Genomic DNA, 23,052 nt, shown 5'->3' on the forward strand with positions numbered 1-23,052 from the left:
ACTGCCTGGTTTCGGCAAAAACAACGGCCCCTCTACGTAGCCGATCGAGCTGGAGCGGTGAGCTGGTCGCGACGGGGGGTGCAAACCCTGAAGGCGCAATTGGACTGAGCCGTGCTGTAGCCTGAAATACAGACTCGATGGGTTGCAGAAAGCAACAATCAATTGTTCTTTTCTCAATCCATCCAGAAGCCCAGAATGATGAAACGTCGCGATCTCTTGAAATACGGAGCAGCTTGTTCTGCCGCGCTTGCTCTGCCGGTGCAGCAGGTTCGTCGCGTAGAGGCGGCAACCTCCATGTCCTTTCAGTTTGATTGGAAGTTTAACGCCCAGTTCGCGGGCGTGTTTGTGGGGATCGATGCCGGTTTGTACGCAGAGAAGGGTATCGCACTTGAGCCTCGGCCCTGGTCGGATGGGGTTAATGTGGTTGCCGAGGTAGCTATGGGCAAGGCTGACTTTGCCTGTGCCGAACAGAATCTCATTCTTGCGGCTCAGGCTGATGGTGCCTCTGTCAAGGCGATTGCGACAATGTTTAAGGCCTCACCCTATGGCCTGATGACCACCCCGAACCAGTCACTTTCTAGCCTGGCCGATCTGCGAGGCAAGCGAGTTGGTGTACATCTGGATGGGCTGAAGATCATGGCGCTGGTCAAGGGGGTGAACGGCATCGAAGATATCGAGGTGGTGGAGATCCCCTACAGCAACAAGTACGAACGTGTTCTATCGGGTGAGTTTGCCGCTGTACAGTGCTACGTGATCGACGAGCCCATTGGGGTTGCGAAGCAGTTCGGCGTTGAACCAAAGGTTCTCAAACTTTCGGATCACGGCCTCCTCTCGACAGCACAGACCATCGTAGCCTCGGAGGCGACGCTGGCCGATAAACCTGAGCTTGTTCGTGCCGCTATGGCAGCAACTTTCGAGGGTTGGAAACGGGCTCTAGCCGATAAACCCAAGACGGCAGCCATGATCGTAGAAAGGTTTGTCCCTGAGGGATCCCCCTACAAGGATGTTGCCTATCAAACCCGTACTCTTGAGCTTCTCGATCCCTATGTCACTGCAGGGGGCCGGTTGGGCGAAATCGATCCCACTGTTTGGAAGAAAGCAGCGGAACTCATGATGGAATACGGAATCCTGGAGAGCTTGCCTGATCTGACCTCAACTCTGGCTCCTGGCTTCGTCAGCTAAACTCTTCCTTGGCAGATGTAGCCCAAAGTTCGGGTTCATAGTTAGTATAGGATTATACCAAATTGTGTGGCCAAGGTGTGGGTTTGGAGGGCCCCATTCGTAGGATCGTCGCCAGACCATTAGCCCTCAATCCGCTGCCTCAGCCGCAACACTTCTTTCCGCCAAGGCTTCCACCTCGTCACGGCGATACAGATAGGCTCCGCTGCGGCTAGCGCGTGCCATTAGCCCCGCAGTTTCCATCTGTGCACGGGCTTCGCGAGTAGAACAGCCCAAGATTTGTGCTGCTTCGCTAACTGGGATCCACTGCCGCCCAAAACGGGCCAATATTTGTTCTTCCGGTTCACAATACACCTGCTGCAATAGCCGCTCTGCCAGCAGCCAACAGGCCAAGGCATCGGCTGCGGCTCGGTGGGAGTATTTTCCCCCCGCCACCAGCGGCCCACCCAACTGCAACTGAAAATGTTCCACCAAAGCGGGCAAACTGCGGGAGGGCAAATCCGGCAATAACAGCCGTGCCAACTGTAGGGTGCAGAACTGATCTGGTTTCGGTCGGACAAATGGGATCCCTAGCCGCCCGTATTCCATTTGCAAAAAGCCGTAGTCGAAGGCGAGATTGTGGGCCGTCAGCGTTCCTGACTCCAGATCGGCTTGAATTTCTGGCCAAATTACCGCCGGGTCAGATCCCTGGGCCACCATCTCGGGCGTAATGCCTGTCAATCGCACAATTGAGGGGGGGATGGGAATGCCGGGATCCAACAACCAAGCCCTGTGGTCGAGAATACCTTGCTCTAGACTGGCCTTGAGCAGTGAAATTTCGATGACCCGTTGCCCAGGCACACAGGATCCCGTGGTTTCCACGTCCACAACCGTCAGGGTCTGGTGACGCAAGCGACGATAATACTGCAAAAGTTCCCGAGAGCGCACAACCGGATGGAGACAAAGACCAACCCCATCTTCGCCCGCAACAGGGATTCTTATACCCCTACACCTGCAGCGGTTCCCTGAGACAAGCGGGCAGTTGCCAGCACATCTCCAGCCAGTTTTTTAGCTCTTCCGGTTGGCCCATGAGGCTCATTTCCACCAGCAAAATGGCGGCCCGGTCGGCGGCGCCTTTGGATCCGAGACGAATTAGGGCAGACAGGCTCTCTTCCCGCCAGCAGATGGATACCCCCTGCTGGATCAAGGCCTGGGCGGCAGCGGGAATGCACGAGGGTGGCACCTGGATGTCTCGCCGCTCGTAGTCGACAGTAGGTAGCATGAACGGCAACCCAAATCTTTATTATGTTTTAATCTTCTTCCCTTTTCGCTTGTCCGTCACGGGTCTTTGCAAAGTATGAAGTAATCTTTTGTAAACTTTGTAGATTTCTCGACATCGTTGAGAACAGTGGGCGAGCAAGCGCGGGATCTCTCGCGGGATCCCTGGAGAAAACTTAAAAGATAGCGGCGATTTCTCGGCCTCATTTCCCCACAGCCGCGAGAATGGCTGCATGCGCAGGAGATGGGGAGATGCGAGCAGAAGGTTGGGAAAGGCGAGTTGGTCGCTGGTTGCCCAAGGCCACCCTTGCCGGAGCCGTATTGATCCTAGTGGCAATGGGCAGGCCGCTGCGACTGGTGGGCAACGGAGAAAATATGGTGGTGTTCACCTGGGGAGGGGGGGTGAGCCCGATGGCTTTGCAGCCAGGTCTGCATTGGGTGCCGCCTTTTGTCTCTCGCACGGTGATTTTTGATGTAAAAACCCAAGCTCTGACCTGGAAAGACAACGACCCGACCGCCTACGCACCGCGGCTGGTGGCCCTTTCTCAGGATGGGCAGCAGATTGCGGCTGAGGCGACGCTGCAGTTTCGCATTGTGGACGCCCCCAAGGTCTATACGCAACTGGGGGAAAATTACCTGGATCGCATCGCTCCCATTGTTCGGTCGGTCATTCTGAATGAGACCAGCGGCTTTTCTGCCCAGGCTCTGTATTCCACGGAGCGCCCGCTGCTCCAGGGCCAAATCCGCGAACGGGTGGCTCTTCTGCTGAAGGAATACGGCATCGAGGTTTTGGATTTTCTGCTGCGGGATGTGGATTTCGATCCTGATTTTGTAGCGGCAATTGAGGCAAAGACCATTGCCGAAAATCAACTGGCGCAAAAGCAATTTGAGATCGAGCAGGCCCGCCAAGATGCCCGCGCCATCATTTCTCAAGCGGAGGCAGAAGCCGGTCAATTGAGAGCCAAAGCACAGGCCCTCACCCAAAATCCGCAGTACTTAGAGGTGGTGAAAGCTGCGGTACTGGGATCCCGCCTGGAAACTTTGATCACCAAATAGATAACTCAATTAGGAAATCAATCCTTTTGGCTCAGCCCCAGCTTCTTCAGCTCTTCTCACCGACCCTCGAACGGGAGCAGCCACCATGTATCCAACAGGAGAAACACCCCAAAGCAGAGTGGGTTGGTTAACCGTAGGAGGGGTCGCCGTCTTGGCGGCCCTGGGAGTGCTCCGCTCTTGCCTGTACGTCACTTTGCCCGGACATGCCACTGTAGTTTTCAATACCTTTTCCGGGTTGCAGAAGGGGCGGGTGGAACTGCCAGGGGCCATCTTCCGGATCCCAGGGATCGAAACGCCGATCACCTACACCGTGCTCACCCGCGTTTGGGAGTTTACCAACGACCCCGCCTCGGCCAATGCCATCAGCAACGCCATCACCGTGAACACCGCCGATGGACAAGCCTTTGCCATCGATGTGGCCATTGCCCTCAAGCCCAACCTCGCCACTTTGGACGAGCTGCACGCCAGCATCGGCGAGAACTATCTTTCCACGGTGGTGGTGCCGGTGGTGCGCTCCAAAATTCGGGATATCTCCGCCTCTTTCGATTCGGAAAACTTCTACCGGAAAAGCCAGCGGGCCGCCATTGAACAACGGGCTCTGGACTTGATCCGCCAAGAGATGCCCACCGTCAACCGCGACGGCCAAACCTTGCCTTTGGTGCAGGTGGAGGGCCTGTTTCTGGGCAACCCTGACTTTCCACAAGCCCTGCGAGATTCCATTGAACGCAAACAGGTAGCCTCGATTACAGCACAGACGGCGGCAGTACGGGCGCAGATCCAGGAAAAAGAGACGGAGCGACTGTTAATCCTGGCGGCGGCCAACCAGCGGGCCATCGAGCTGAAAGGACAAGCGGCAGCGCAGAACGCGCAACTGGCGGATCTGCTGTTCTACGAGAAGCTGCAAGAGCGCATCCAAAACCCGACGGGCTCGCTGCCCCCTTTGCGCATCATCCGCGTCGAGGGAGATGCCACCGTGTTTCTCAATGTGGATCCCCATCAGGCAGCCTTACAAAGAGCGCAGTAGGTTCAGCAAAGTTGCGGAGTACAGACTTAAAAGTCTGAGTATAAAGTGTGTCCAGATGTGAAGGCGAAGGGATGTCATTCGAGTTCGTTGACATCCTACCGCCAGGGGTCTGGACTGGGATCCCCTGTGGGGTTGCGCCGAATCCGGCTGAGGGGGAAAGCTCGTACTCGATGCAAGACTAGATTTTGGCCGCCATGAACTCCCGCCTGACTCACACCCCCTTTCCCCGTCTAAACCCGAAGCTGGCGGAGGCGGATCATGTTTTGGTGGTGGACGATCAGGCCAGCAGCCGCCTCTACATCGGTGAGCTGTTGCGGTCGGCCCACTTCCGCGTGAGCGAGGCCACCAACGGCGAAGAGGCTTTGGAGGCTGTGGAGCGGCTTCGGCCAGACTTGGTGCTGTTGGATGTGCTGATGCCGAACATGAGCGGGTTCGATGTCTGCCGGCAACTGAAGGCCAATGAGCTGACCCGCCTGATCCCCGTTGTGCTGATCACTGCCCTGACCGACCGCTCCAATCGCCTGATGGGGATGCAGGTGGGGGCCGACGACATTTTGACCAAGCCCTTCGATCACGTGGAGCTGCTGGCGCGGGTACGCTCATCCATCCACCAAAAGCGCTTGAACGAAGACCTGGATCACGCTGCCAGGGTGTTGTTTGCCATTGCCCGCGCTGTGGAGAGCCGGGATCCCACCACGGGTGACCATTGCGAACGCTTGGTGGCCATGGGGGAACAGTTTGGCCGTTACTTGGGGCTGTCTCGTCAACAGATCAAGGCCCTGCGCTGGGGCGGCTACCTGCACGACATCGGCAAAGTCGGGATCCCGGATGCGATTTTGTGCAAGCAGGGCAAGCATACCCCGGAAGAATGGGAGATCATGAAGTCCCACGTCTTGATTGGCGAAGACATTTGTCGGGGCTTGCGCACCATGCAGGATGTGCTGCCGATCATCCGCCACCACCACGAGCGTTGGGATGGCAGCGGCTACCCGGATGGGCTGGCAGGCGAAGAGATTCCCCTGTTGGCCCGCGTCTTTCAGGTGATCGACATTTTCGACGCTCTGACCTCTCCTCGCCCCTACAAACCCGCCTTGACTGCCGAACAGGCCATAGGAGTGCTGCGGGAGGAAACCCGCAAGGGCTGGCGGGATCCGAACTTGGTGCGCGAGTTTTGTGACTTTATGTTTGTTACGGCCTTTAATTTGGTGGAGGCGGGATAGGGTCTGGAGGGCCGGGCCAGTCTGGAGAGGCGGCTTTTGGGGTTTGAGCGGCAACGATTACCCCGGCTACACGGATCCCGGCAGCGGCCAATACCTGCTGGGCGGCTTGCACAGTAGAGCCGGTGGTGTAGATGTCGTCCACCAGAAGAACCGGTGTGGCCGGAACTTGTTTCAGGGCAAAGGCCCCGGCCAAGTTGTGCTGTCGTTGCAGCGGGTTGAGCTCATGTTGAGCCGCTGTGGCCCGCACCCGCACCAGAGCCTCAGGCCAATGTCTCAGACCTGTCCGCTGGCAAAAGGCTTGGCTGATCAAGGCGGCTTGGTTGTAGCCCCGTTGCCGCAGGCGCTCCGCATGAAGCGGGATGGGCACCACCGTATAGTCCAAGCCATAGGCCCTACGGGAGCCTGAAGACGGCTGTCGGCTTTCCACCCAGCGGGATCCCAGCCATTCTCCCAAAACCGAGCCAATGCGCCGTTGTCCTTCGTACTTCAGGCAGTAGATGGCCCTGCGCAGCGCCCCCCGGTGGATCCCCCAGGCGTAAAGTGGCCAAGGCGAGGTGGTGACTGGCCAAGTGGCAAGGCGCTCCGCCTGCAACCGCCTTTGACAGTCTTGACAGAACACGGCCTTGGCAGGGCGCCGGCAAAGCGGACATGGAGGCACAATCCACCAATCTAACCAGCCCATCGTCTGCTAGGGATCCTTTCTGGTGTGCAGAGTCTCCTAAAAAGCTGAGGCAAGGGGGGAACGAGGCCGAAATTCAGACTCGGCCAGGCTAACAGCCCAGCAGTCCATCCCCAAGTTGACGCTGGGATCCCGCCTTGCTAGGATTCAATATCGCCGGATAATTCAACCGGATAATTTAAAATTTAAGCCGTGACCTTCTCTGCCAGCCCATGCCCACCATTCAGCAACTGATCCGTGAGGAGCGCAGCGTTGCCGCTCGCAAGACCAAGTCTCCTGCCCTGAAGGCTTGTCCACAGCGGCGGGGGGTTTGCACCCGAGTGTACACGACAACGCCCAAAAAGCCCAACTCAGCGCTGCGAAAAGTGGCTCGCGTTCGCCTCACTTCCGGCTTTGAGGTCACTGCCTACATTCCTGGCATCGGCCACAACCTGCAGGAGCACTCTGTGGTCATGATTCGCGGTGGGCGGGTTAAGGATTTGCCCGGCGTGCGTTACCACATTATCCGGGGCACCCTCGACGCTGCTGGGGTCAAAGACCGCAAGCAAGGCCGCTCCAAATACGGGGCGAAACGGCCCAAGCCGGGCCAAGCTCCAGCCGCCGCTGGCAAGAAAAAATAGCTTTGCCCTCACCCTCAACCCTCCATATCCCACTCGTCATCTTTCTTTCTGCCATCCCCATCTGAACAAGCAACCCAGCTCCTATGTCTCGCCGCAACCGTGCCCCTCGTCGTGATGTGCCCCCGGATCCCAAGTATGGGAGCCGTCTGGTTACCATGCTGATCCGCAAGTTGATGATGAGGGGTAAGGCATCCCTGGCTGCCAGGATCCTCTATGAAGCTCTGGACATTGTGCGGGAGCGCACTGGCCAAGACCCACTGCCCTTGCTGGAAAATGCTGTTCGCAACGCCACCCCACTGGTGGAGGTGAAAGCCCGCCGGGTGGGCGGAGCCACTTATCAGGTGCCTGTGGAGGTGAGAGGAGAACGGGGCACTTCCCTAGCGCTGCGCTGGTTGGTGACCTTTTCGCGCACTCGTCCAGGTCGCACCATGGCCGCCAAGTTGGCCAATGAGCTGATCGATGCAGCCAACGAAACCGGCAGCGCCATTCGGCGGCGAGAAGAGGTGCATCGCATGGCCGAGGCCAACAAAGCCTTTGCCCACTACCGCTACTGAATTAGCCTGGCGGAGCAGTGGAGACTTTTGGGATCCCTGTTCTGCCCACCCAGAGTTCCAGCGAGGTGGAGAAAAATCGGCAAAAAAGATTAGAATTGTAAAGGATTTTTTAGTTTGCCCAAGTCGCAGGGCGACGAGGATTGGGAGGTTGACGTGGCACGCACAGTTCCCCTAGAACGAGTCCGAAACATCGGCATCGCGGCTCACATCGATGCTGGCAAGACCACGACCACAGAGCGGATTCTCTTCTACTCCGGTCTGGTGCACAAAATTGGCGAAGTTCACGACGGAACTGCGGTCACCGATTGGATGGCCCAGGAGCGGGAGCGGGGCATCACCATCACCGCTGCGGCCATCACCACCCGTTGGACCAAGCGGGATCCCGCAAATCCTTCCCAGCCCCTCTCCGGCGCACCGGAGTACACCATCAACATCATCGATACTCCTGGGCACGTCGATTTCACCATTGAAGTTGAGCGCTCCATGCGGGTGCTGGATGGGGTGATCGCCGTCTTTGACTCGGTGGGCGGCGTGCAGCCTCAGTCTGAGACCGTCTGGCGGCAAGCCAATCGTTACAATGTGCCCCGCATTGCCTTCGTCAACAAAATGGATCGCATGGGGGCCAATTTCCTCAAGGTTTACAACCAGATCCGGGAGCGCCTCAAGGCCAATGCTGTGCCCATCCAACTGCCCATCGGTGCCGAAGACGGGTTTTGCGGCATTGTTGACTTGGTGCGGATGCAAGCCCGCATTTATATGGATGAGATCGGCAAAGACATTCGTCCGGCCCCCATCCCTGAGGAGATGAAAGATCTCGTGGCAGAGTATCGGGCCAAGCTGGTGGAAGCAGTGGCCGAGACGGACGAAGCTCTGATGGAAAAGTACTTCGCCGAAGAAGATCTGAGCGAAGCCGACTTGATGGCGGGTCTGCGCAAAGGCACGATCAGCGGCCAAATTGTGCCCATGCTGTGTGGCTCTGCCTTCAAGAACAAGGGAGTCCAGATGCTGCTGGATGCGGTGGTAGACTACCTTCCTTCGCCTGTGGATATTCCGGCCATCAAGGGGGTGCTGCCAGATGGCTCAGAAGTGTCCCGCCGTGCCAGCGACGATGAGCCCTTCTCCGCCCTGGCCTTCAAGTTGATGAGTGATAAGTACGGGGATCTCACCTTTATTCGCGTCTACTCGGGGGTGTTGACCAAAGGTACTTATGTGCTCAACTCCACCAAGAACAAGAAGGAGCGAATTTCGCGGTTGGTGGTGCTGAAGGCCGATGAACGCTTGGACGTGGATGAGCTGCGGGCAGGAGATCTGGGAGCTGTGGTGGGCCTCAAGGACACCACCACCGGAGACACCCTCTGCGACGAAAATGCGCCGGTGATCCTAGAGTCACTGTTCATCCCAGAGCCGGTGATCTCGGTGGCTGTAGAACCCAAAACCAAAGCCGATATCGATAAGCTCTCCAAGGCCCTGCAGGCCCTGGCCAAGGAGGATCCCACCTTCCGCGTGTCTGTGGATCCCGAGACCAATCAAACCATCATCTCTGGGATGGGCGAGCTGCACCTGGAGATCTTGGTGGATCGGATGCTGCGGGAGTTCAACGTAGAAGCCAATGTTGGTAACCCACAGGTGGCCTACCGCGAAACCATTCGCAAGCCGGTTAGCCGCGTGGAAGGCAAGTTTGTTCGCCAGAGTGGTGGCCGCGGCCAGTACGGCCATGTGGTTATCGACCTAGAGCCGGCGGAGCCGGGTACGGGATTTGAGTTCGTTTCCAAGATTGTGGGTGGCGTTGTGCCCAAAGAATACATTGGGCCAGCCGAGCAAGGGATCCGAGAAGCCTGCGAATCCGGTGTGCTGGCGGGCTATCCCCTGATTGACATCCGCGCCACCCTGGTGGATGGCTCCTACCACGAGGTGGACTCCAGCGAAATGGCCTTCAAGATCGCCGGTTCGATGGCTCTGAAGGAGGCCGCTCGCAGGGCAAGCCCTACCCTGCTGGAGCCGATGATGAAGGTCGAGGTGGAAGTCCCTGAAGCCTTTGTGGGGGATGTCATCGGGGACATCAACGCCCGCCGCGGCCAGATGGAGGGGATGAATACAGAAGGCGGCATTACCAAAGTCAATGCCAAAGTTCCCTTGGCGGAGATGTTTGGCTATGCCACCGACATTCGCTCCAAAACCCAGGGTCGAGGCACCTTCACGATGGAGTTCAGCCACTACGAGGAAGTTCCTCGCAGTATCGCCGAAGCCATCATTGCCAAAAACAAAGGAAATGAGTAGCTGACTGAAACCAAAAAGGAAGTGATGATTCATGGCACGCGCTAAGTTTGAACGCACCAAACCCCATGTCAACGTTGGCACCATCGGCCATGTTGACCACGGCAAGACCACCCTGACGGCTGCCATCACCACCACCTTGGCTGCTTTGGGTCAGGCCACAGCCAAAAGGTACGATGAGATCGACGCAGCGCCAGAGGAAAAAGCTCGCGGCATTACCATCAACACCGCCCACGTCGAGTATCAGACTGCCAACCGTCACTACGCCCACGTGGATTGTCCCGGCCACGCCGACTACGTGAAGAACATGATCACAGGCGCGGCTCAGATGGATGGGGCCATCTTGGTGGTGTCTGCAGCTGATGGTCCCATGCCCCAAACACGGGAGCACATCCTGTTGGCCCGGCAGGTGGGGGTGCCCAGCTTGGTGGTCTTCCTAAACAAAGAAGACATGGTGGATGATCCAGAGTTGCTGGAGTTGGTGGAGCTGGAAGTGCGGGAGCTCCTCTCCAAATACGACTTCCCCGGCGACGACGTTCCCATCATCAGAGGATCGGCGCTGAAAGCCCTAGAAAGAATGACCGCCAACCCCAAAACCCAGCGGGGCGAAGATCCTTGGGTGGACAAAATTTATGAGCTGATGGATGCGGTGGACTCCTACATTCCCACGCCTGAGCGGGATGTGGACAAGCCCTTCCTGATGGCTGTGGAGGATGTCTTCTCGATTACTGGTCGGGGCACGGTGGCCACGGGCCGGATCGAGCGGGGCCGCATCAAAGTGGGCGAAACGGTGGAACTGGTGGGCCTGCGAGAAACTCGCTCTACCACCGTTACCGGCCTGGAGATGTTCCAGAAAACCCTCGACGAAGGGATCGCCGGCGACAACGTTGGTGTGCTGTTGCGCGGCATTCAGAAGAACGAAGTGGAGCGCGGCATGGTGCTGGCCAAGCCCAAGACCATTACTCCCCACACCAACTTCGAGTCTGAGGTGTATGTCCTCAAGAAAGAGGAGGGAGGTCGCCACACGCCCTTCTTTGCCGGCTATCGTCCTCAGTTCTATGTGCGCACCACCGATGTAACCGGCACCATCTCTTCCTTCACGGCTGATGACGGATCCCAGCCGGAGATGGTGATGCCTGGTGACCGCGTCAGGATGACGGTGGAGCTGATCCAGCCCATCGCCATTGAGCAGGGGATGCGCTTTGCTATCCGCGAGGGTGGCCGTACCGTCGGAGCGGGTGTTGTCTCCAAGATCCTGAAGTAAGCTGCTTTTTCTCGGCAGGGATTGAGTGCTGGCGGCCCCAGACCAACTCAGTTGCGATAGTGGCGCGGAGCACTTTCCCTGCCAGCTTTTTTGAGTCCCCCTTTTTCTGGATTGCTCTCCGGCCATGCCTACCTTGACTCAACAGAAAATTCGTATCCGCCTGAAGGCTTACGATCATCGGCTGCTGGATACTTCCTGCGACAAAATTGTGGATACGGCTCGTCGTACCGACGCCGTACCTGTCGGCCCGATCCCTTTGCCTACTCGGCGCCGCATCTACTGTGTGCTGCGTTCCCCCCACACCGACAAGGACTCGCGGGAACATTTTGAAACCCGCACCCACCGGCGCATTATCGACATCTATTCCCCCTCTTCCAAAACCATCGATGCTCTCATGAAGCTGGATCTGCCGGCAGGGGTAGATATCGAGGTGAAGCTGTGATGGATCTGCAGGGATCCCCCGCTTTCGCAGTCATTTCGTAGAGCTTGGATGAGGGCAGCAGCGGGTGACAACATCGGTTGATCCGGTCGATCGCGATAGTGGTGCAGACCCCTCTCAGGGGTTGGCAACTCCAGGAGCGGCCCAATCCCCCATCCCGGTTTTGGTGGTGGGGGCCCTGGGCAAAATGGGGCGGGAGGTGGTGCGGGCCGTTGCCCAGACGCCCGACATGACCCTAGTGGGGGCAGTAGCCCGCTCGCAATTGGGCTTGGACATTGGCGAGGTGCTGGGCCTGGGATCCCTGGGGGTGGAGATTACCGATGACTTGTCGGGGCAGTTGCTGAGGTTGTCGCAGCGGAGCAACCGCGGCGTGATGGTGGATTTTACCCATCCTCGGTCGGCATTTGAACATGTTCGCTCGGCCATTGCCTTTGGCGTGCGTCCGGTGGTGGGGACGACGGGCCTGACGCCGGAGCAGGTGGAGCGGCTGCGGGATCTGGCGGACAAGTCGGGTGTGGGCTGTTTAATCGCGCCCAATTTTGCCATCGGCATGATTTTGCTGCAGCAGATGGCGCTGCAGGCGGCCCAGTATTTTGACCATGTCGAGATCATCGAGCTGCACCACAACCGCAAAGCGGATGCCCCCAGCGGCACGGCTCTGCAGACGGCCCAACGGCTGGGGCAATTGGGCAAGGCCTTTAACCCGCCCGTTCGCGACAGCGGGACGGAGTCCTCAGTGGAAGAAAAAGAGCTGATCCCCGGTGCGCGGGGAGGGCTCTCTGGCCCCAACATTCCCATTCACAGCGTTCGTCTGCCGGGGTTGATCGCCCATCAGGAGGTCATTTTTGGTGGGATGGGGCAAACCCTCACGTTGAGACACGACACCACGGATCGGATAGCTTTTATGCCGGGGGTGATCCTGGGGATCCGCAAGGTGCTGCAGCTTCAAGGTTTGGTCTACGGGCTGGAGCAGGTCTTGAGCTAGTGGGTCAGGGGAGGGATCCCGGCCTCATCCAGAATGCGGGGGATGAGGTGCTCGGCTTTGACGGCCATCAGATGCACCCCATGGCAGATCTGGCGGGCCTGACGCACCTGTTCGGCGGCAATGCGGATCCCTTCTTCGAGGGGGTGGGCGGCGTTGGCCAGCCGCTGGATAATCCCGTCTGGGATCTTCACTCCTGGCAGGTTGCGGTTGATAAACTCGGCATTTTTGGCCGATTTGAGCAAAAAGATGCCAGCCAGGATGGGCTTGCCGGCGGGACGGCCCAACTTATCCATGAAGCGCTCCAGCTGCTCAAAGTCGGTGACCATCTGGCTCTGGAAAAATTGGGCCCCGTTTTCCAGCTTGCGGTGGAAGCGCCGCTCCAGGCCGGAAAAGCTGCCCGATTGGGGTTCTACTGCTGCCCCCGGCAACAGATGCGTGCCCCCATCCGGGAGAGGTTTGCCGTTGCAATCGAGGCCATTGTTCAGCCGTTGGATAAGCTGCAGCAAGCGCACCGACTCCAGATCGAATACGGGGCGGGCATCGGGGCAATCGCCGATGTGGATGGGATCCCCGGTGAGGGCCAACACATTGCGCAGGCCGAGAGCTGAGGCCCCCAACAGATCCCCCTGGAGGGCCAGGCGGTTGCGATCCCGACAGGCCAACTGCAGGATCGGTTCAACGCCTGCCTGATGCAACAGCAGCGAAGCTGCCAACGGGCTCATGCGGGCCATGGCTCGGTTGGAGTCCGTAATGTTGATGGCATGCACCCGCCCCTTGAGCTGCTGGGCCAAAGACAGCAGGGTGCTGGTGTCGGATCCCTTGGGGGGGGTGATCTCGGCGGTGAGCAGAAATTCCCCCCGCTGGATGGCCTGGGCGAAGCGGGACAGGGGAGGTGATGAGGGGATCAGGGCCACAATTCCTGAAGGAAAGGTAAAACGGCTGGCTTATTATCGACTTTTCCGGGAGGTTTTTCCAGACAGGGCGCCCTTTCTCAGAGCTTGGGCGAGGGAAGGGGGCTGGGCGGGGGCTGCACCCGCATTTCCCCCAGCCATATCTTGGGATCCCCCTGTTGCAGATGCTGCCGCCAATCCTGTGCTGCTGCAGGAGGGATCCCGTCCGGGCTTAAAGTCCAGCTCCAGCCGATCACCTGAGGCCAGCGTTGGGCCTCTAGGGCTGCCAGCAGAGGTTGAGAGGCTTCCGAGCCCAGGGCTGGCCCGCGGATCACCACAGGCACTTCCGGGTTGAGGGCCTCAAGGCGGCGGTACAGCGGTTCAAAAGCGGCGGGATCCCCCGTTACCTGTAGGCTCAGCCAGTCCATCTCAGGGAACCGAGCCCAGGTGGACACGGCCTTGGCATCTTCTCCGTCCAGCTCCACCACCCAGAGCAAATTGGCCGGGGACTCCGTCTCGCTAACGCGAACAGAGCGCAGGGTTTGCATCAGGTGTTGGTAGGCCCGTTGTTGCAGGGAGGACTCCGCACCGCTACCGCGAGCGCGTTCGGGATCCCCGTCGCCAACAACGACGGCCAGGATGATGGGGGTGGCAAAGCGCTGGATCCCGCGGGCCCAAGAGCGCAAGGTCTCATCGTGATCCCCATTGGCCAAGGCAGAAAGTTGGGCTGGATCTAGCCGCAGGCGCAGGTAGGGGACTGAGCCGCTTTCCCGCAGGCGACTGGCCAACTGCTGTGGAAAGTCCTGGCGGGGATCCCAGAGGTGATCCACGGCTGCCCAGGCGGGGGGTTGACCAATGGCCTGGCGGTAGGACAAGAGCTGATCCCAAGTGGGAATGCCCGGCCAAGCAGCCCCGTGATATAGCCGGCCCGGAGGCGGCGGCAGCGGCCTACCCCGTTGAAAGGGGGCAGAGTCAGGTGGGATCGGCGAGGTAAGGACAACCTCCAGCCGCAGCGGCGGCAAAACTTCACCGGCATCGGGATCCGGCAGCGAGACAGGAAGGATCCAACTGCGCTCCTGGAACTGGCCTCTGCTGATCTGCTGGGTGTGGAAGTCCTGGGGAGGCGGCAGCGGTTCTAGGGCCTCTTCCCCCAAAAGCGCCCGCTGAACCTTTAGGCGCACCCCTTCGCCGGGGTGAATCAGGGGCGTGGTGGTATCCAGATGAAAGCTGCCGCTGAGCGTGATAGCAGCACGGAGTCCTGGACGGCTGGAAATCTCATGGGGCTGCACTCGAAAGGAGAAGGTGAGCTGATCAGGGCGATAGGTGCCCAGAGCGCGGGAAGGGGGAGTGGGGGGCGGGGATCCCGGCTGCCATCGGAGGCTCTCGCAGTCGGTGCAGGGGAGAATGGCCTGCGGATGGAGCGAAACGGGAGCCTCGCGGGCGGATTGCAGTTGCTCAGCAGTGATGACAAAACTGGCCCAAAGGTGTTTCAGACGGGGCTCCCGACCAGGCTGAATATCGGAAAAGGATCGGCCTTCGGGAGTGGCCGTCCGCGTGCCGACAGCAGCGCCATCCAGAGGGACTGTAGAAACCGGGTCGCCAGCACATCCCCCCAAAAAACCAACCGACAAAATCAGCAGCAGCGCCCAGCCGCAAGTGCTCCGCACCGCTACCGCGACCCAGGGGTCGAGTTTGCAGTTGGATGGCTGGATCATGATCTCACCTCAATACACCACTCCTGCCCGGCTACCGAAGGGAGTCGATGCCGCTCTCGTCTTGTGGACGGTGCGGTTCCCGACGGGGCACCAACGCAAACGGCCAGCAAGATCCCTTTCCCTCCGGTTGCTAGAGGGATCCTCGCCCAGAGGCACACCCTTTGAGATTGATCCCGATCACACCCGTTGCTGAACGGGAAAGGTCTCCGTCCTGCCCAGGCGAACTATCCCTGCGGCACGGTTGCGACTTCTGGGTAAATGGTCAGGATCCCTTCGTAGAGGATTTGGCCGGGCTGCACCTCCAGGCGGTCAATGCGCACGCCGGGATCCAACTGAATGGGGAAATCGGCCAGGCCGGGGATGGGGATCTCTTGGCCTTCGCTCACCCAGAGGGGATTGACCAGCCGCAACCGGTTGGGGCCTTGGGCTTCTAGGCCGGTCAGCACCGTCACCGGCGCTTCCACCCCTTCGGGAGTGGTCAGGTTAGCCTGGATGCGCAGCCGACCCTGTTCCAGCGTGACCTGAGGCTGGCGGATGAGAAAGGGCACCACTTGGCCCCCAACGGGCAACTGCACCTGGGCCTGGGCCAGTTGGGCTTGGATGAGGGGAGCCTGAAGGGTGCGGTTCAGGTCTTCCTCGGTGAGGCGTAAACTCACCTGCACCGGCACAGGGGCCAATAGCCGCAGCGGGCTCCGTCCCTGGATGGCTTCGCCCACATTGAGGCGAATATCCTGGCCCCGCAGCCGCAGATGGCTGACCTGAAAGCCTTGATAGCTGAGGTTGTCTCCCGACACCTGGGCCTGAGGGATCTGCCCATTCAAAATCTGGGCGTCAGAGCCGGCAATCTGTACCTGCAGGTTATCGACCCTCCGCACCTCAGAACGGATCCAAGCCGCCACCAAAGGGCTGAGAAGGGATCCGGCAATTTGGGCAAATCCGGGCCAAGTCCAAAACATGGTGGGTAGGCTGAGCAGCAATGCAAACCCTAGCCGCTGCCCCGCTTGCGAGAGCCGTTGGCGGCGACAGGCTGCCGATTGGGCTTCGAGAGGAGACGGATCTGGAGCAGGCCGATGGCAAGACGTGAGCAGCACTGGATACCTCAGGAGCAACGACAAGCGATGGTTTCCACCCGAACTACAACCAGACTAGGGCAGGACTTCTCTGCCGAACAGAGGGATCCCCCGCACACTTGGAGAGGCTATCCATCCGTCAACTGCCACCAGAGATACCCCAGCCGCAGGTAGTGAAGCCGTAGCCAGGGCAAAGGGAAAGAGCGGGGCGGCTGGCGAAACAGAGCGCTCATCTGAGAAGGGATCCCGGCGATCTCCTGGGCCAGCATTTTGCCCGCCCACACTGCTGTGGCCACACCGCTGCCGTGATAGGCCAAGCCGTACCACAGGCTGGGATCCGCCGGCGAAGGGCCAATATGGGGGTGAAACTGCCGAGAAAGGCAGACCAGTCCATTCCAGGCGTACTCGATCTCCACCCCTTCCCAAGCAGGGAAAAGACGATAGAGCTGTCGGGTCATCCAAGTGCGCAACTGCTGTCGCTCCGTCGGGGTATCGCGGGTGCCACCCCGTCCCCCAAACAGCAGACGCCCATCCGGCAGCAGACGGTAATAGAACAGCAGCCGCCGCATGTCGTAGAGCGGCGTCGGATCCCACCACCCCTGCGCTTTCTGCTCCTGAGGCGTTAGAGGTCGGGTGACCAGGATGTTGGACAGTGCCGGCAACAGGGATCCCGCCAGTTGGGGATACAGGGCCTCTGGGGTGTAGCCATTGGTGGCAATGACCAAGTGCCGAGCGCGCACCGTTCCTCCCGGCGTGTGACAGATGTGTTGGGATCCCACCTTTTCCCAGGCCATGACCGGACTGCCGCTGTACAGTTTTGCCCCCCACCGGTGGGCTGCTTGGGCCAGCCCTTGGGTGAGCTTGAGGGGGTTGAGGCCAAACCCCACCCCGATGTGCAAAGCACCGTGGTTCTCTTGGCTGTCGAAGCCGCGTTCCCGCAGCTCTTTGGAGTTGAGAAGCTGGGCCGGGTAGCCCGCCACCTGAGTACAGATCTGGTACTCGGCCTCCAATTCCGACCACGCCTGGGGACGATGGGCCACTGCGTAGCAGCCCTGTCCCTGGGCCTCTAGGGAGAAGCCCTCGCTGGCCGCCAGCTCCTGAACGGTTTCCACTGCCTGCCATTGATCCCGGTAGTAGCGCTCTGTCTCTGCCAGGCCCACCCGCCGCACCATCTGGGTGTGGGTAAGGTGGCTCGACCCCACCCCGCAAAAGCCACCGTTGCGTCCCGAGGCCCCCCAACCCAGGGATCCCGCCTCCAGCAGACAAGCATGGATGCCGTGGTCGCGGGCCAGGTGCAAGGCCGTCGATAGCCCCGTCAATCCTCCCCCCACAATGACCACCTCCGCGCCCACCTGCGCTTGCAAAGGTGCCGGATGCCGCCAACCGGGATCTGCTATCGTGCTGTCCCAGTAGCTGCCGACCGGGCAGGCAGGATCGTAGGTGCTGGCAGGATAAAGGCCCTTTCTCATACGAGCAATGGGAAGAACATCTTGCTGGGCAACGCCGAAGTGCTCGGTACCGCTGAGGCGACCGGTCGCAGGACAAATGCTGAAGGGGATCCCCTCACTCCTGGGCAACGCTGTCGCAACCGGCAGCAGCGGCCTCCACATCGGCAGGGGTATTGCAGTCCAGGAAGATCTCAGGAGTGTAGAGCTCCACCTCCTGTACCCGCCTGCCCAGATCCTGCAACAACCGGCGCAGGCCCAGGGTTTCTTCTCGGAGATCCAACAGCTTTTCCCGCAAGCGCCTGTCGATCAGGGTAGGGTGCCCCCGTCGCCCTCGATGCACCGGCACAGTAGCCCAAGCGCGGTGGCGCAGATGGTACTCCAGCAAGCTGTGGTAGATCCACGCCGGGCGGGGCTGATCCACCGCCGAAATGGCCAGCACCTGAAAATCGGCAGGGATCCCTTCCACCCCTACCCGAATGGAGTGGGTCTTGCCCAGCTCAGGAGCCGGATTGACCAGCACCTCTGCCCCTGCCAAGTGGGGTTGGGCTGCCGCCAAATGCTGGGATCCCAGCACCACCCAGGGTTGAAACCCCGCCTGTCGCCACTGAAAAATCTGGTAAGAGAGCAGGGTTTGCCCGTCTTTCCAGGGCAGAAAGGCTTTCGGCTCTCCCATCCGCGTGGAAAACCCAGCCGCCAAGATCAGCGCATGCAGCTTCGGCTCATTTGCCAAGGAGCTTCACCAGCAGAATGCCAAACAAATATAGAAACGTCACAGCCCCGGCCAAAAGGCTCTGGGTGAGGGGATCCGTCGAGGGGGTGAGAATGGCCCCCGCCACCACCGCGCCCAGAACCACATAGCGCCAGCCCTTGAACATCTGCTCGGCAGTCACCAGCCCCAGCGCCCCCAGCAGCGCCTGCAAAATCGGCACCTGAAAGGCCAGGCCGGTGCTGAACAGCAGCAGCAGCACAAACTCAAAGTAGCGGTCGATGGACCAAGCCTGATCCACCACCCCTTCGCCGTAGCGGATGAAAAAGTTAAGCGCCGCCGGAATGAGGAGATAGTAGGCAAAGACCAAGCCGGCCACAAAGAGAAGGCTGGATCCCAGCACCACCGGCCCCAGCAGCTTGCGCTCCTTCACGCTCAGCCCCGGCAAGACGAAGCGGGCAATTTGGTAGAGCAAAAAGGGTGTGGCCAGCAATAGCCCCGAGTAGGCCGCCACCTTCACAGAAACGAAAAAATACTCCCCCGGCGCCAGTTGCAAAAAGGTAACCCCCCGAGCGGGCACCTCCAGCAGGGCGACAATGCGGTTCACCACGGCAAAGCAAGCGATGATGCAGATCACCACCGCGATCACGCTGGCCAACAGGCGGCTGCGCAGCTCTTCCAAGTGCTCCATCAAGGTCATCTCGACCTCGTAGGGAAACTCCGGATCCCGCACCCGACCAGACTCAGGGGCCGCCGCGGCTTGCTCCGGGGATTCGGTCTCAGAGGCAAGGGTCATGGGCCAAGGTGTAACGAGACGTTCCCCGCTATCTTAGCGCTGCCCCCTCTCCAGGGAAAAGCACTTGTCGAGCCGCTATAGGGGGATGTAGCCCTGGCCTGTTAAGGGGATCCCGGGGCCTGAGCAGATGAAACTGGGAAGGGGAGCGGTTGCAGTTTTTAGCGCTTGCCCAAGCCCAGCGCCTTTTCCACCTGCTGGGCGGCATAGGCCATGGCAAAACAGCAGATGAAGTAGATTAGGCCGATAAAAAACAGCACTTCCCGCTGGGTGCCCAGCCAGTTGGGGTTGGTGAACACCACGCGCCCCGCCTGCAGCAGGTCGATGAGGCCGACAATGAACACCAGTGACGTGTCTTTGAAGAGGGTGAGGAACTCGTTCACCAGCGCCGGAACGGCTGCCCGCAGTGCCTGGGGCAAAATCACCAAAGCGGTCACTTGAAAGGGGTTCAAGCCCAGCGCCCGTGCCGCCTCCAGCTGGCCCAGCGGGATCGACTGCAGGCCGCCCCGCACGTCCTCGGCCACGTACACGGCTGTAAACAAGATGAAGGCCACCTCCGCCCTGATGATCAGGTTGACGCTGATCCCCCCCAGAAAGAAGGGCACCAACAGCCAGGCGGCAAACAGAATGGTGGTCAGAGGCACCCCCCGCACCAGCTCGATCACCAGCGTGCAGAAGATCCGGATCACCGGCAACGCCCGATTGGCCCGGCCCAATGCCAGCAACACCCCGATGGGAAAGCCGATGATCATGGCGGCTGCCGCCAAGATCAAGGTCAGCAGCAGTCCAGACAGTTGCTCAGCCCGCACTGCCGGCCAATTGGGGCCCAGGTCGCCCAGCAGCAGCTGCAGACAGAGGGGCAAGATCAAGGCCCAAACCCAGATGGAAGCCAGCCGCCAGGATTCCCGTCCCCGACTGAGGGCAATAGCGGCAAAAGTCGCTCCAGAGCAAACCGCCAGCCACCCCTGCGACTGGGTTCCCAAAGGCAGGAAAGCGGCCAAGCCCATAGCAGCTCCCAAGAGAATGAGGTAGTGCAGCAGCACACCGCCCCAAGCCCCCCCCGCTACCCCCAAGGTGGCCAGCACAATTCCCAACACCGCCCACACCCGCCACAGTTGGCTGCTGGGGTAGGTGCCGCTGGCAAAGATTTTCAGGTTGGCCGGGATCACCTCCCAGCGGGCTTGGGTGAACGCCCAGTTCCAGAACAGGGAAATTGCCCAGGCCAACACCAAGGCAGAGACCAAGGTGAGCAAGGTGCTCAGCCAGGAGTCGAACAGGTTGCGGCGCACCCAAGCCAGAGGACTTTGTTTCTCCCTGGGGGGGAGTACCTTTTCTTCTACAAGGGGAGAGGAGAGACTGCTGGGCATGGGTTAGCGCTCCACCAATTTGACGCGGGCATTGAGCCAGTTCATGCCGTAGGAAACCACCAGGTTGAAGGTCAGATAGGTGGCCATGAGGATGGCGAACATCTCCACCGAGCGTCCCGACTGGTTGATGATGGTGCTGCTGATGTTGAACAGATCGGAGAAGCCAACGGCAATGGCCAAGCTGGAGTTTTTGATCAGGGTGAGATACTGAGTGTTCAACGAGGGGATCATGATCCGCAGGGCCTGGGGCACAATCACCAAGCGAAAGGTTTGCAGCTCCGACAGGCCGACGGCCCGGGCCGCCTCCCACTGCCCCCGCGGCACCGCCAAAAAGGATCCCCGCACCACTTCGGCAATGTAGCAACCGGTGTAGGTCACCAAGCCCAGCATCATGGCGGTAAACTCCGCCGAAAGCTGGATCCCACCCCGGAAGTTAAAGCGCTCCAGTACCGGGACATCCAGCCGCACCGGCGGCTCTGGGAAGAGCACCCAGCAGGCCACCGCCAGCAGCGCCACCCCCGCAGCCACCCACAGGTTCCGCTGCCGGGATCCCAGCTCGGGTCGGCAGACTAGGAGCAGCTTGCGGATCCCCCACCCAGCCGCGATTACAATGGCCAGCGCGGGAACCAGCCAGCCGCTGGGATCCAACCCGGGCAGCTTCACTCCCCGCTGGTTGATAAAGACAAGCCCGCCGATGGAGAGACTGTTGCGCACCCCCGGCAGGGTGAGGATCACCCCCTGGTACCAGAAGATCACGATCAGCAGCACCGGGACATTGCGAAAGATCTCGGTAACAACGGTGGCCAGCTGGCGGGCCAGCCAGTTGCTGGAGAGGCGAGCCATCCCCAGGACAAAGCCCATCGCCGTCGCCAACACAATGCTGACTGCCGACAGCCAGAGGGTGTTCACCGCTCCCACCGCCAGAGCCTTCAGGTAGCTCTCGGAGGGGTCGTAGGGGATCAGCCCCTCGGTGATCCCAAAGTTGGCGGAGTTGCCCAGAAAGCGAAAGCCCAAACTGATGCCCAGGCGGCGCAGGCTGGCGAGGAGGTTCTGAGCAAGGATCCCGAACACCAGCAGCACGGCCACGACAAAGGCCACCTGCAGCAAGAGCTTCAGGATACGCTCATCCCGCCACCAGGGGGGGCGAAGGTGGGGCTGGTCAGACAGTGCAGTCATGGGGCGCAGGCAACAATCCAAAGTATGACAGGAAACAAGGGATCCCTGGCCGGTACTGACCAACCGGGATCCCTAGGCCCGGATTCCGAATCAGCCGATCAGCGGAAAGGCGGCGCGTACTGGATCCCGCCTTTGGTGTAGGGCTGGTTCAAGCCCCGCGGCACGCCCAAGGGGGTCAGGTGGCGGTTGAAGATCTCGCCGTAGTTGCCCACCGCCTTGATGACATTGACCACCCAATCCGGCTTCAGGCCCAGCAGCTCTCCCAGGTTGCCTTCCTGGCCCAAGAAGCGGCGAATGTCCGGATCCTCCGACTTGAGGAACTCGTCCACATTGGCGCTGGTGATCCCCTTTTCTTCTGCATAGAAGAGGGCGTAGACCGTCCAGTTCATAATGTCGGAGAAACTCTCATCTCCGTGGGGAACCAGCGGCCCCAAGGGCTCTTTGGAAATGATCTCCGGCAAGATCACGTGGTCATCAGGAGAAGCCAAGCTGGCCCGGCGGGAGATGAGGGCGCTTTGGTCGCTGGTGATGGCATCGCAACGGCCCTCTTCGTAGGCGTTGAAAGAGGAATCGTCGCCGTCGAAGGTCACCGGGGTAAAAGGAATGCCACGGGCGCGGAAGGTATCCGCCAAGTTCAGCTCGGTGGTGGTGCCGGCAATCACACAGATGGTGGCCCCCTTCAGATCTTCCAATTTCTCCACCCCCAGCGACTTCTTCACCATAAATCCTTGGCCATCGTAGTAGACGGTGGGGCCGAAGGTGACCGCCCACTCCCGATCCCGGGTGAGGGTCCAGGTGGTGTTGCGGCTAATCATATCGACCTCGCCCGACTGAATCGCAGACTGGCGATTGGCCGCCGTCAGGTAGACGTATCGAACCTTGTCCGGATCTCCAAAGAGAGCGGCAGCTACTGCCCGGCAGATGTCGATATCAAAACCCACATACTTGCCTTGGTCATCCAGGTTGCCGAATCCGGGCAGTTGGTTGTTTACCCCACAGATCAACTCGCCCCGAGCCTTGATGCGGTCGGTGAGCGGCCCCAGCTGCGCCCAAGCGGGAAGGGACTGCAGGCCCATAGACAACGCCAGTGCCCCGGCCAAGGGAGCCAATCCGTTCAAATGCTTTATCCAGTTCATAAAATTACCCCATGTCAATCCTCAAGATCTTCGTCGTCAACAGTCGTTCATACACGGCACTTCAACCGAGATACCGTGCCATTGGGTTACACTCCTGCCACACCCCACACCCCATAGAATGGTTTGCCATAGGCGCCTACGATTTTCTCAAAGCCTTACATGTCAGGGCGTATGGAAATGTTGCAGAGGCTACGGTTGTG

General features: G+C 59.9%; 22 protein-coding genes. 10 read left to right on the forward strand and 12 right to left on the reverse strand.

All coding sequences use genetic code 11. The annotated features are described in order from the left end of the window. Positions 1 to 162 precede the first annotated feature (162 nt). Positions 163 to 1,182, forward strand: a complete 1,020-nt coding sequence (locus NW842_RS07550) for an ABC transporter substrate-binding protein (RefSeq protein ID WP_414417788.1) — start codon at positions 163 to 165, stop codon at positions 1,180 to 1,182. A 126-nt stretch (positions 1,183 to 1,308) separates the two neighbouring features. Here NW842_RS07550 and NW842_RS07555 read toward each other — a convergent pair whose 3' ends face one another. Then, entirely contained in the window at positions 1,309 to 2,106 is a 798-nt protein-coding gene (locus tag NW842_RS07555) for an exonuclease domain-containing protein (protein ID WP_414417789.1), read from the reverse strand. 58 nt (positions 2,107 to 2,164) lie between these two features. Further along, the gene (locus tag NW842_RS07560) at positions 2,165 to 2,440 is read right to left on the reverse strand and encodes a hypothetical protein (RefSeq protein ID WP_414417790.1); all 276 of its coding nucleotides are present in this window, start codon (positions 2,438 to 2,440) and stop codon (positions 2,165 to 2,167) included. Positions 2,441 to 2,661: 221 nt separating this feature from the next. On the opposite strand from NW842_RS07560, the gene NW842_RS07565 reads away from it, so the two are divergent. From NW842_RS07565 to NW842_RS07575, 3 genes are all read left to right on the forward strand, one after another. Then, positions 2,662 to 3,492 carry a prohibitin family protein gene (locus NW842_RS07565; RefSeq protein WP_414417791.1) on the forward strand — a complete coding sequence of 277 codons (831 nt, stop codon included), beginning with the start codon at positions 2,662 to 2,664 and terminating at the stop codon, positions 3,490 to 3,492. 118 nt (positions 3,493 to 3,610) lie between these two features. Next, positions 3,611 to 4,516 carry a prohibitin family protein gene (locus NW842_RS07570; protein WP_414417792.1) on the forward strand — a complete coding sequence of 302 codons (906 nt, stop codon included), beginning with the start codon at positions 3,611 to 3,613 and terminating at the stop codon, positions 4,514 to 4,516. Positions 4,517 to 4,710: 194 nt separating this feature from the next. Further along, positions 4,711 to 5,736, forward strand: coding sequence for an HD-GYP domain-containing protein (locus tag NW842_RS07575; RefSeq protein ID WP_414356403.1), 1,026 nt, complete (start codon positions 4,711 to 4,713; stop codon positions 5,734 to 5,736). On the opposite strand, the gene NW842_RS07580 is transcribed toward NW842_RS07575, so the two are convergent. After that, complete coding sequence (locus NW842_RS07580) at positions 5,714 to 6,418, reverse strand: ComF family protein (protein WP_414373186.1); 705 nt, start codon at positions 6,416 to 6,418, stop codon at positions 5,714 to 5,716. The two genes, NW842_RS07575 and NW842_RS07580, sit on opposite strands and share 23 nt — an antisense overlap. 209 nt (positions 6,419 to 6,627) lie before the next feature. Here NW842_RS07580 and rpsL point away from each other — a divergent pair, with 209 nt between their 5' ends. From rpsL to dapB, 6 genes are all read left to right on the forward strand, one after another. Beyond that, on the forward strand, positions 6,628 to 7,035 hold the full coding sequence (gene rpsL / locus NW842_RS07585; protein ID WP_011432553.1) for a 30S ribosomal protein S12: 408 nt from the start codon (positions 6,628 to 6,630) through the stop codon (positions 7,033 to 7,035). 83 nt (positions 7,036 to 7,118) lie between these two features. Next, on the forward strand, positions 7,119 to 7,589 hold the full coding sequence (rpsG, locus tag NW842_RS07590; RefSeq protein WP_011432554.1) for a 30S ribosomal protein S7: 471 nt from the start codon (positions 7,119 to 7,121) through the stop codon (positions 7,587 to 7,589). 153 nt (positions 7,590 to 7,742) lie between these two features. Further along, positions 7,743 to 9,866, forward strand: coding sequence for an elongation factor G (gene fusA, locus NW842_RS07595; protein WP_011432555.1), 2,124 nt, complete (start codon positions 7,743 to 7,745; stop codon positions 9,864 to 9,866). Positions 9,867 to 9,897: 31 nt separating this feature from the next. Beyond that, positions 9,898 to 11,127: an elongation factor Tu gene (gene tuf / locus NW842_RS07600; protein ID WP_414399300.1), complete on the forward strand. Its 1,230-nt coding sequence runs from the start codon at positions 9,898 to 9,900 to the stop codon at positions 11,125 to 11,127. A gap of 124 nt (positions 11,128 to 11,251) precedes the next feature. Continuing rightward, positions 11,252 to 11,569, forward strand: coding sequence for a 30S ribosomal protein S10 (gene rpsJ / locus NW842_RS07605; protein WP_414328725.1), 318 nt, complete (start codon positions 11,252 to 11,254; stop codon positions 11,567 to 11,569). 121 nt (positions 11,570 to 11,690) lie between these two features. Then, positions 11,691 to 12,551: a 4-hydroxy-tetrahydrodipicolinate reductase gene (dapB, locus tag NW842_RS07610; RefSeq protein WP_414417800.1), complete on the forward strand. Its 861-nt coding sequence runs from the start codon at positions 11,691 to 11,693 to the stop codon at positions 12,549 to 12,551. On the opposite strand, the gene NW842_RS07615 is transcribed toward dapB, so the two are convergent. From NW842_RS07615 to NW842_RS07655, 9 genes are all read right to left on the reverse strand, one after another. Continuing rightward, complete coding sequence (locus NW842_RS07615) at positions 12,548 to 13,465, reverse strand: methylenetetrahydrofolate reductase (RefSeq protein WP_414417793.1); 918 nt, start codon at positions 13,463 to 13,465, stop codon at positions 12,548 to 12,550. The two genes, dapB and NW842_RS07615, sit on opposite strands and share 4 nt — an antisense overlap. A 77-nt stretch (positions 13,466 to 13,542) precedes the next feature. Further along, positions 13,543 to 15,156, reverse strand: a complete 1,614-nt coding sequence (locus NW842_RS07620; RefSeq protein WP_414417794.1) for a hypothetical protein — start codon at positions 15,154 to 15,156, stop codon at positions 13,543 to 13,545. Positions 15,157 to 15,380: 224 nt separating this feature from the next. Then, positions 15,381 to 16,247, reverse strand: a complete 867-nt coding sequence (locus NW842_RS07625; protein ID WP_414417795.1) for a DUF2993 domain-containing protein — start codon at positions 16,245 to 16,247, stop codon at positions 15,381 to 15,383. 107 nt (positions 16,248 to 16,354) lie between these two features. Further along, the gene (locus tag NW842_RS07630; protein WP_414373180.1) at positions 16,355 to 17,836 is read right to left on the reverse strand and encodes an NAD(P)/FAD-dependent oxidoreductase; all 1,482 of its coding nucleotides are present in this window, start codon (positions 17,834 to 17,836) and stop codon (positions 16,355 to 16,357) included. Then, positions 17,790 to 18,404, reverse strand: a complete 615-nt coding sequence (locus tag NW842_RS07635) for a nucleotidyltransferase family protein (protein ID WP_414356388.1) — start codon at positions 18,402 to 18,404, stop codon at positions 17,790 to 17,792. Before NW842_RS07635 ends, NW842_RS07630 begins: the two co-directional genes overlap by 47 nt. Next, the gene (tatC, locus tag NW842_RS07640; RefSeq protein WP_414356410.1) at positions 18,394 to 19,080 is read right to left on the reverse strand and encodes a twin-arginine translocase subunit TatC; all 687 of its coding nucleotides are present in this window, start codon (positions 19,078 to 19,080) and stop codon (positions 18,394 to 18,396) included. The genes NW842_RS07635 and tatC overlap by 11 nt, the downstream gene beginning before the upstream one ends. A 254-nt stretch (positions 19,081 to 19,334) precedes the next feature. Then, positions 19,335 to 20,540, reverse strand: a complete 1,206-nt coding sequence (locus NW842_RS07645) for an amino acid ABC transporter permease (protein ID WP_414381107.1) — start codon at positions 20,538 to 20,540, stop codon at positions 19,335 to 19,337. A 3-nt stretch (positions 20,541 to 20,543) separates the two neighbouring features. Further along, entirely contained in the window at positions 20,544 to 21,716 is a 1,173-nt protein-coding gene (locus NW842_RS07650; RefSeq protein WP_414381109.1) for an amino acid ABC transporter permease, read from the reverse strand. Between the two features lie 98 nt (positions 21,717 to 21,814). Further along, a complete protein-coding gene (locus NW842_RS07655) occupies positions 21,815 to 22,852 on the reverse strand; it encodes an amino acid ABC transporter substrate-binding protein (protein ID WP_414343128.1) in 1,038 nt (345 codons plus the stop codon). Between the last annotated feature and the right edge of the window lie 200 nt (positions 22,853 to 23,052).

The organism is Synechococcus sp. R55.4 (genome assembly GCF_047461935.1).
GTDB lineage: Bacteria > Cyanobacteriota > Cyanobacteriia > Thermostichales > Thermostichaceae > Thermostichus.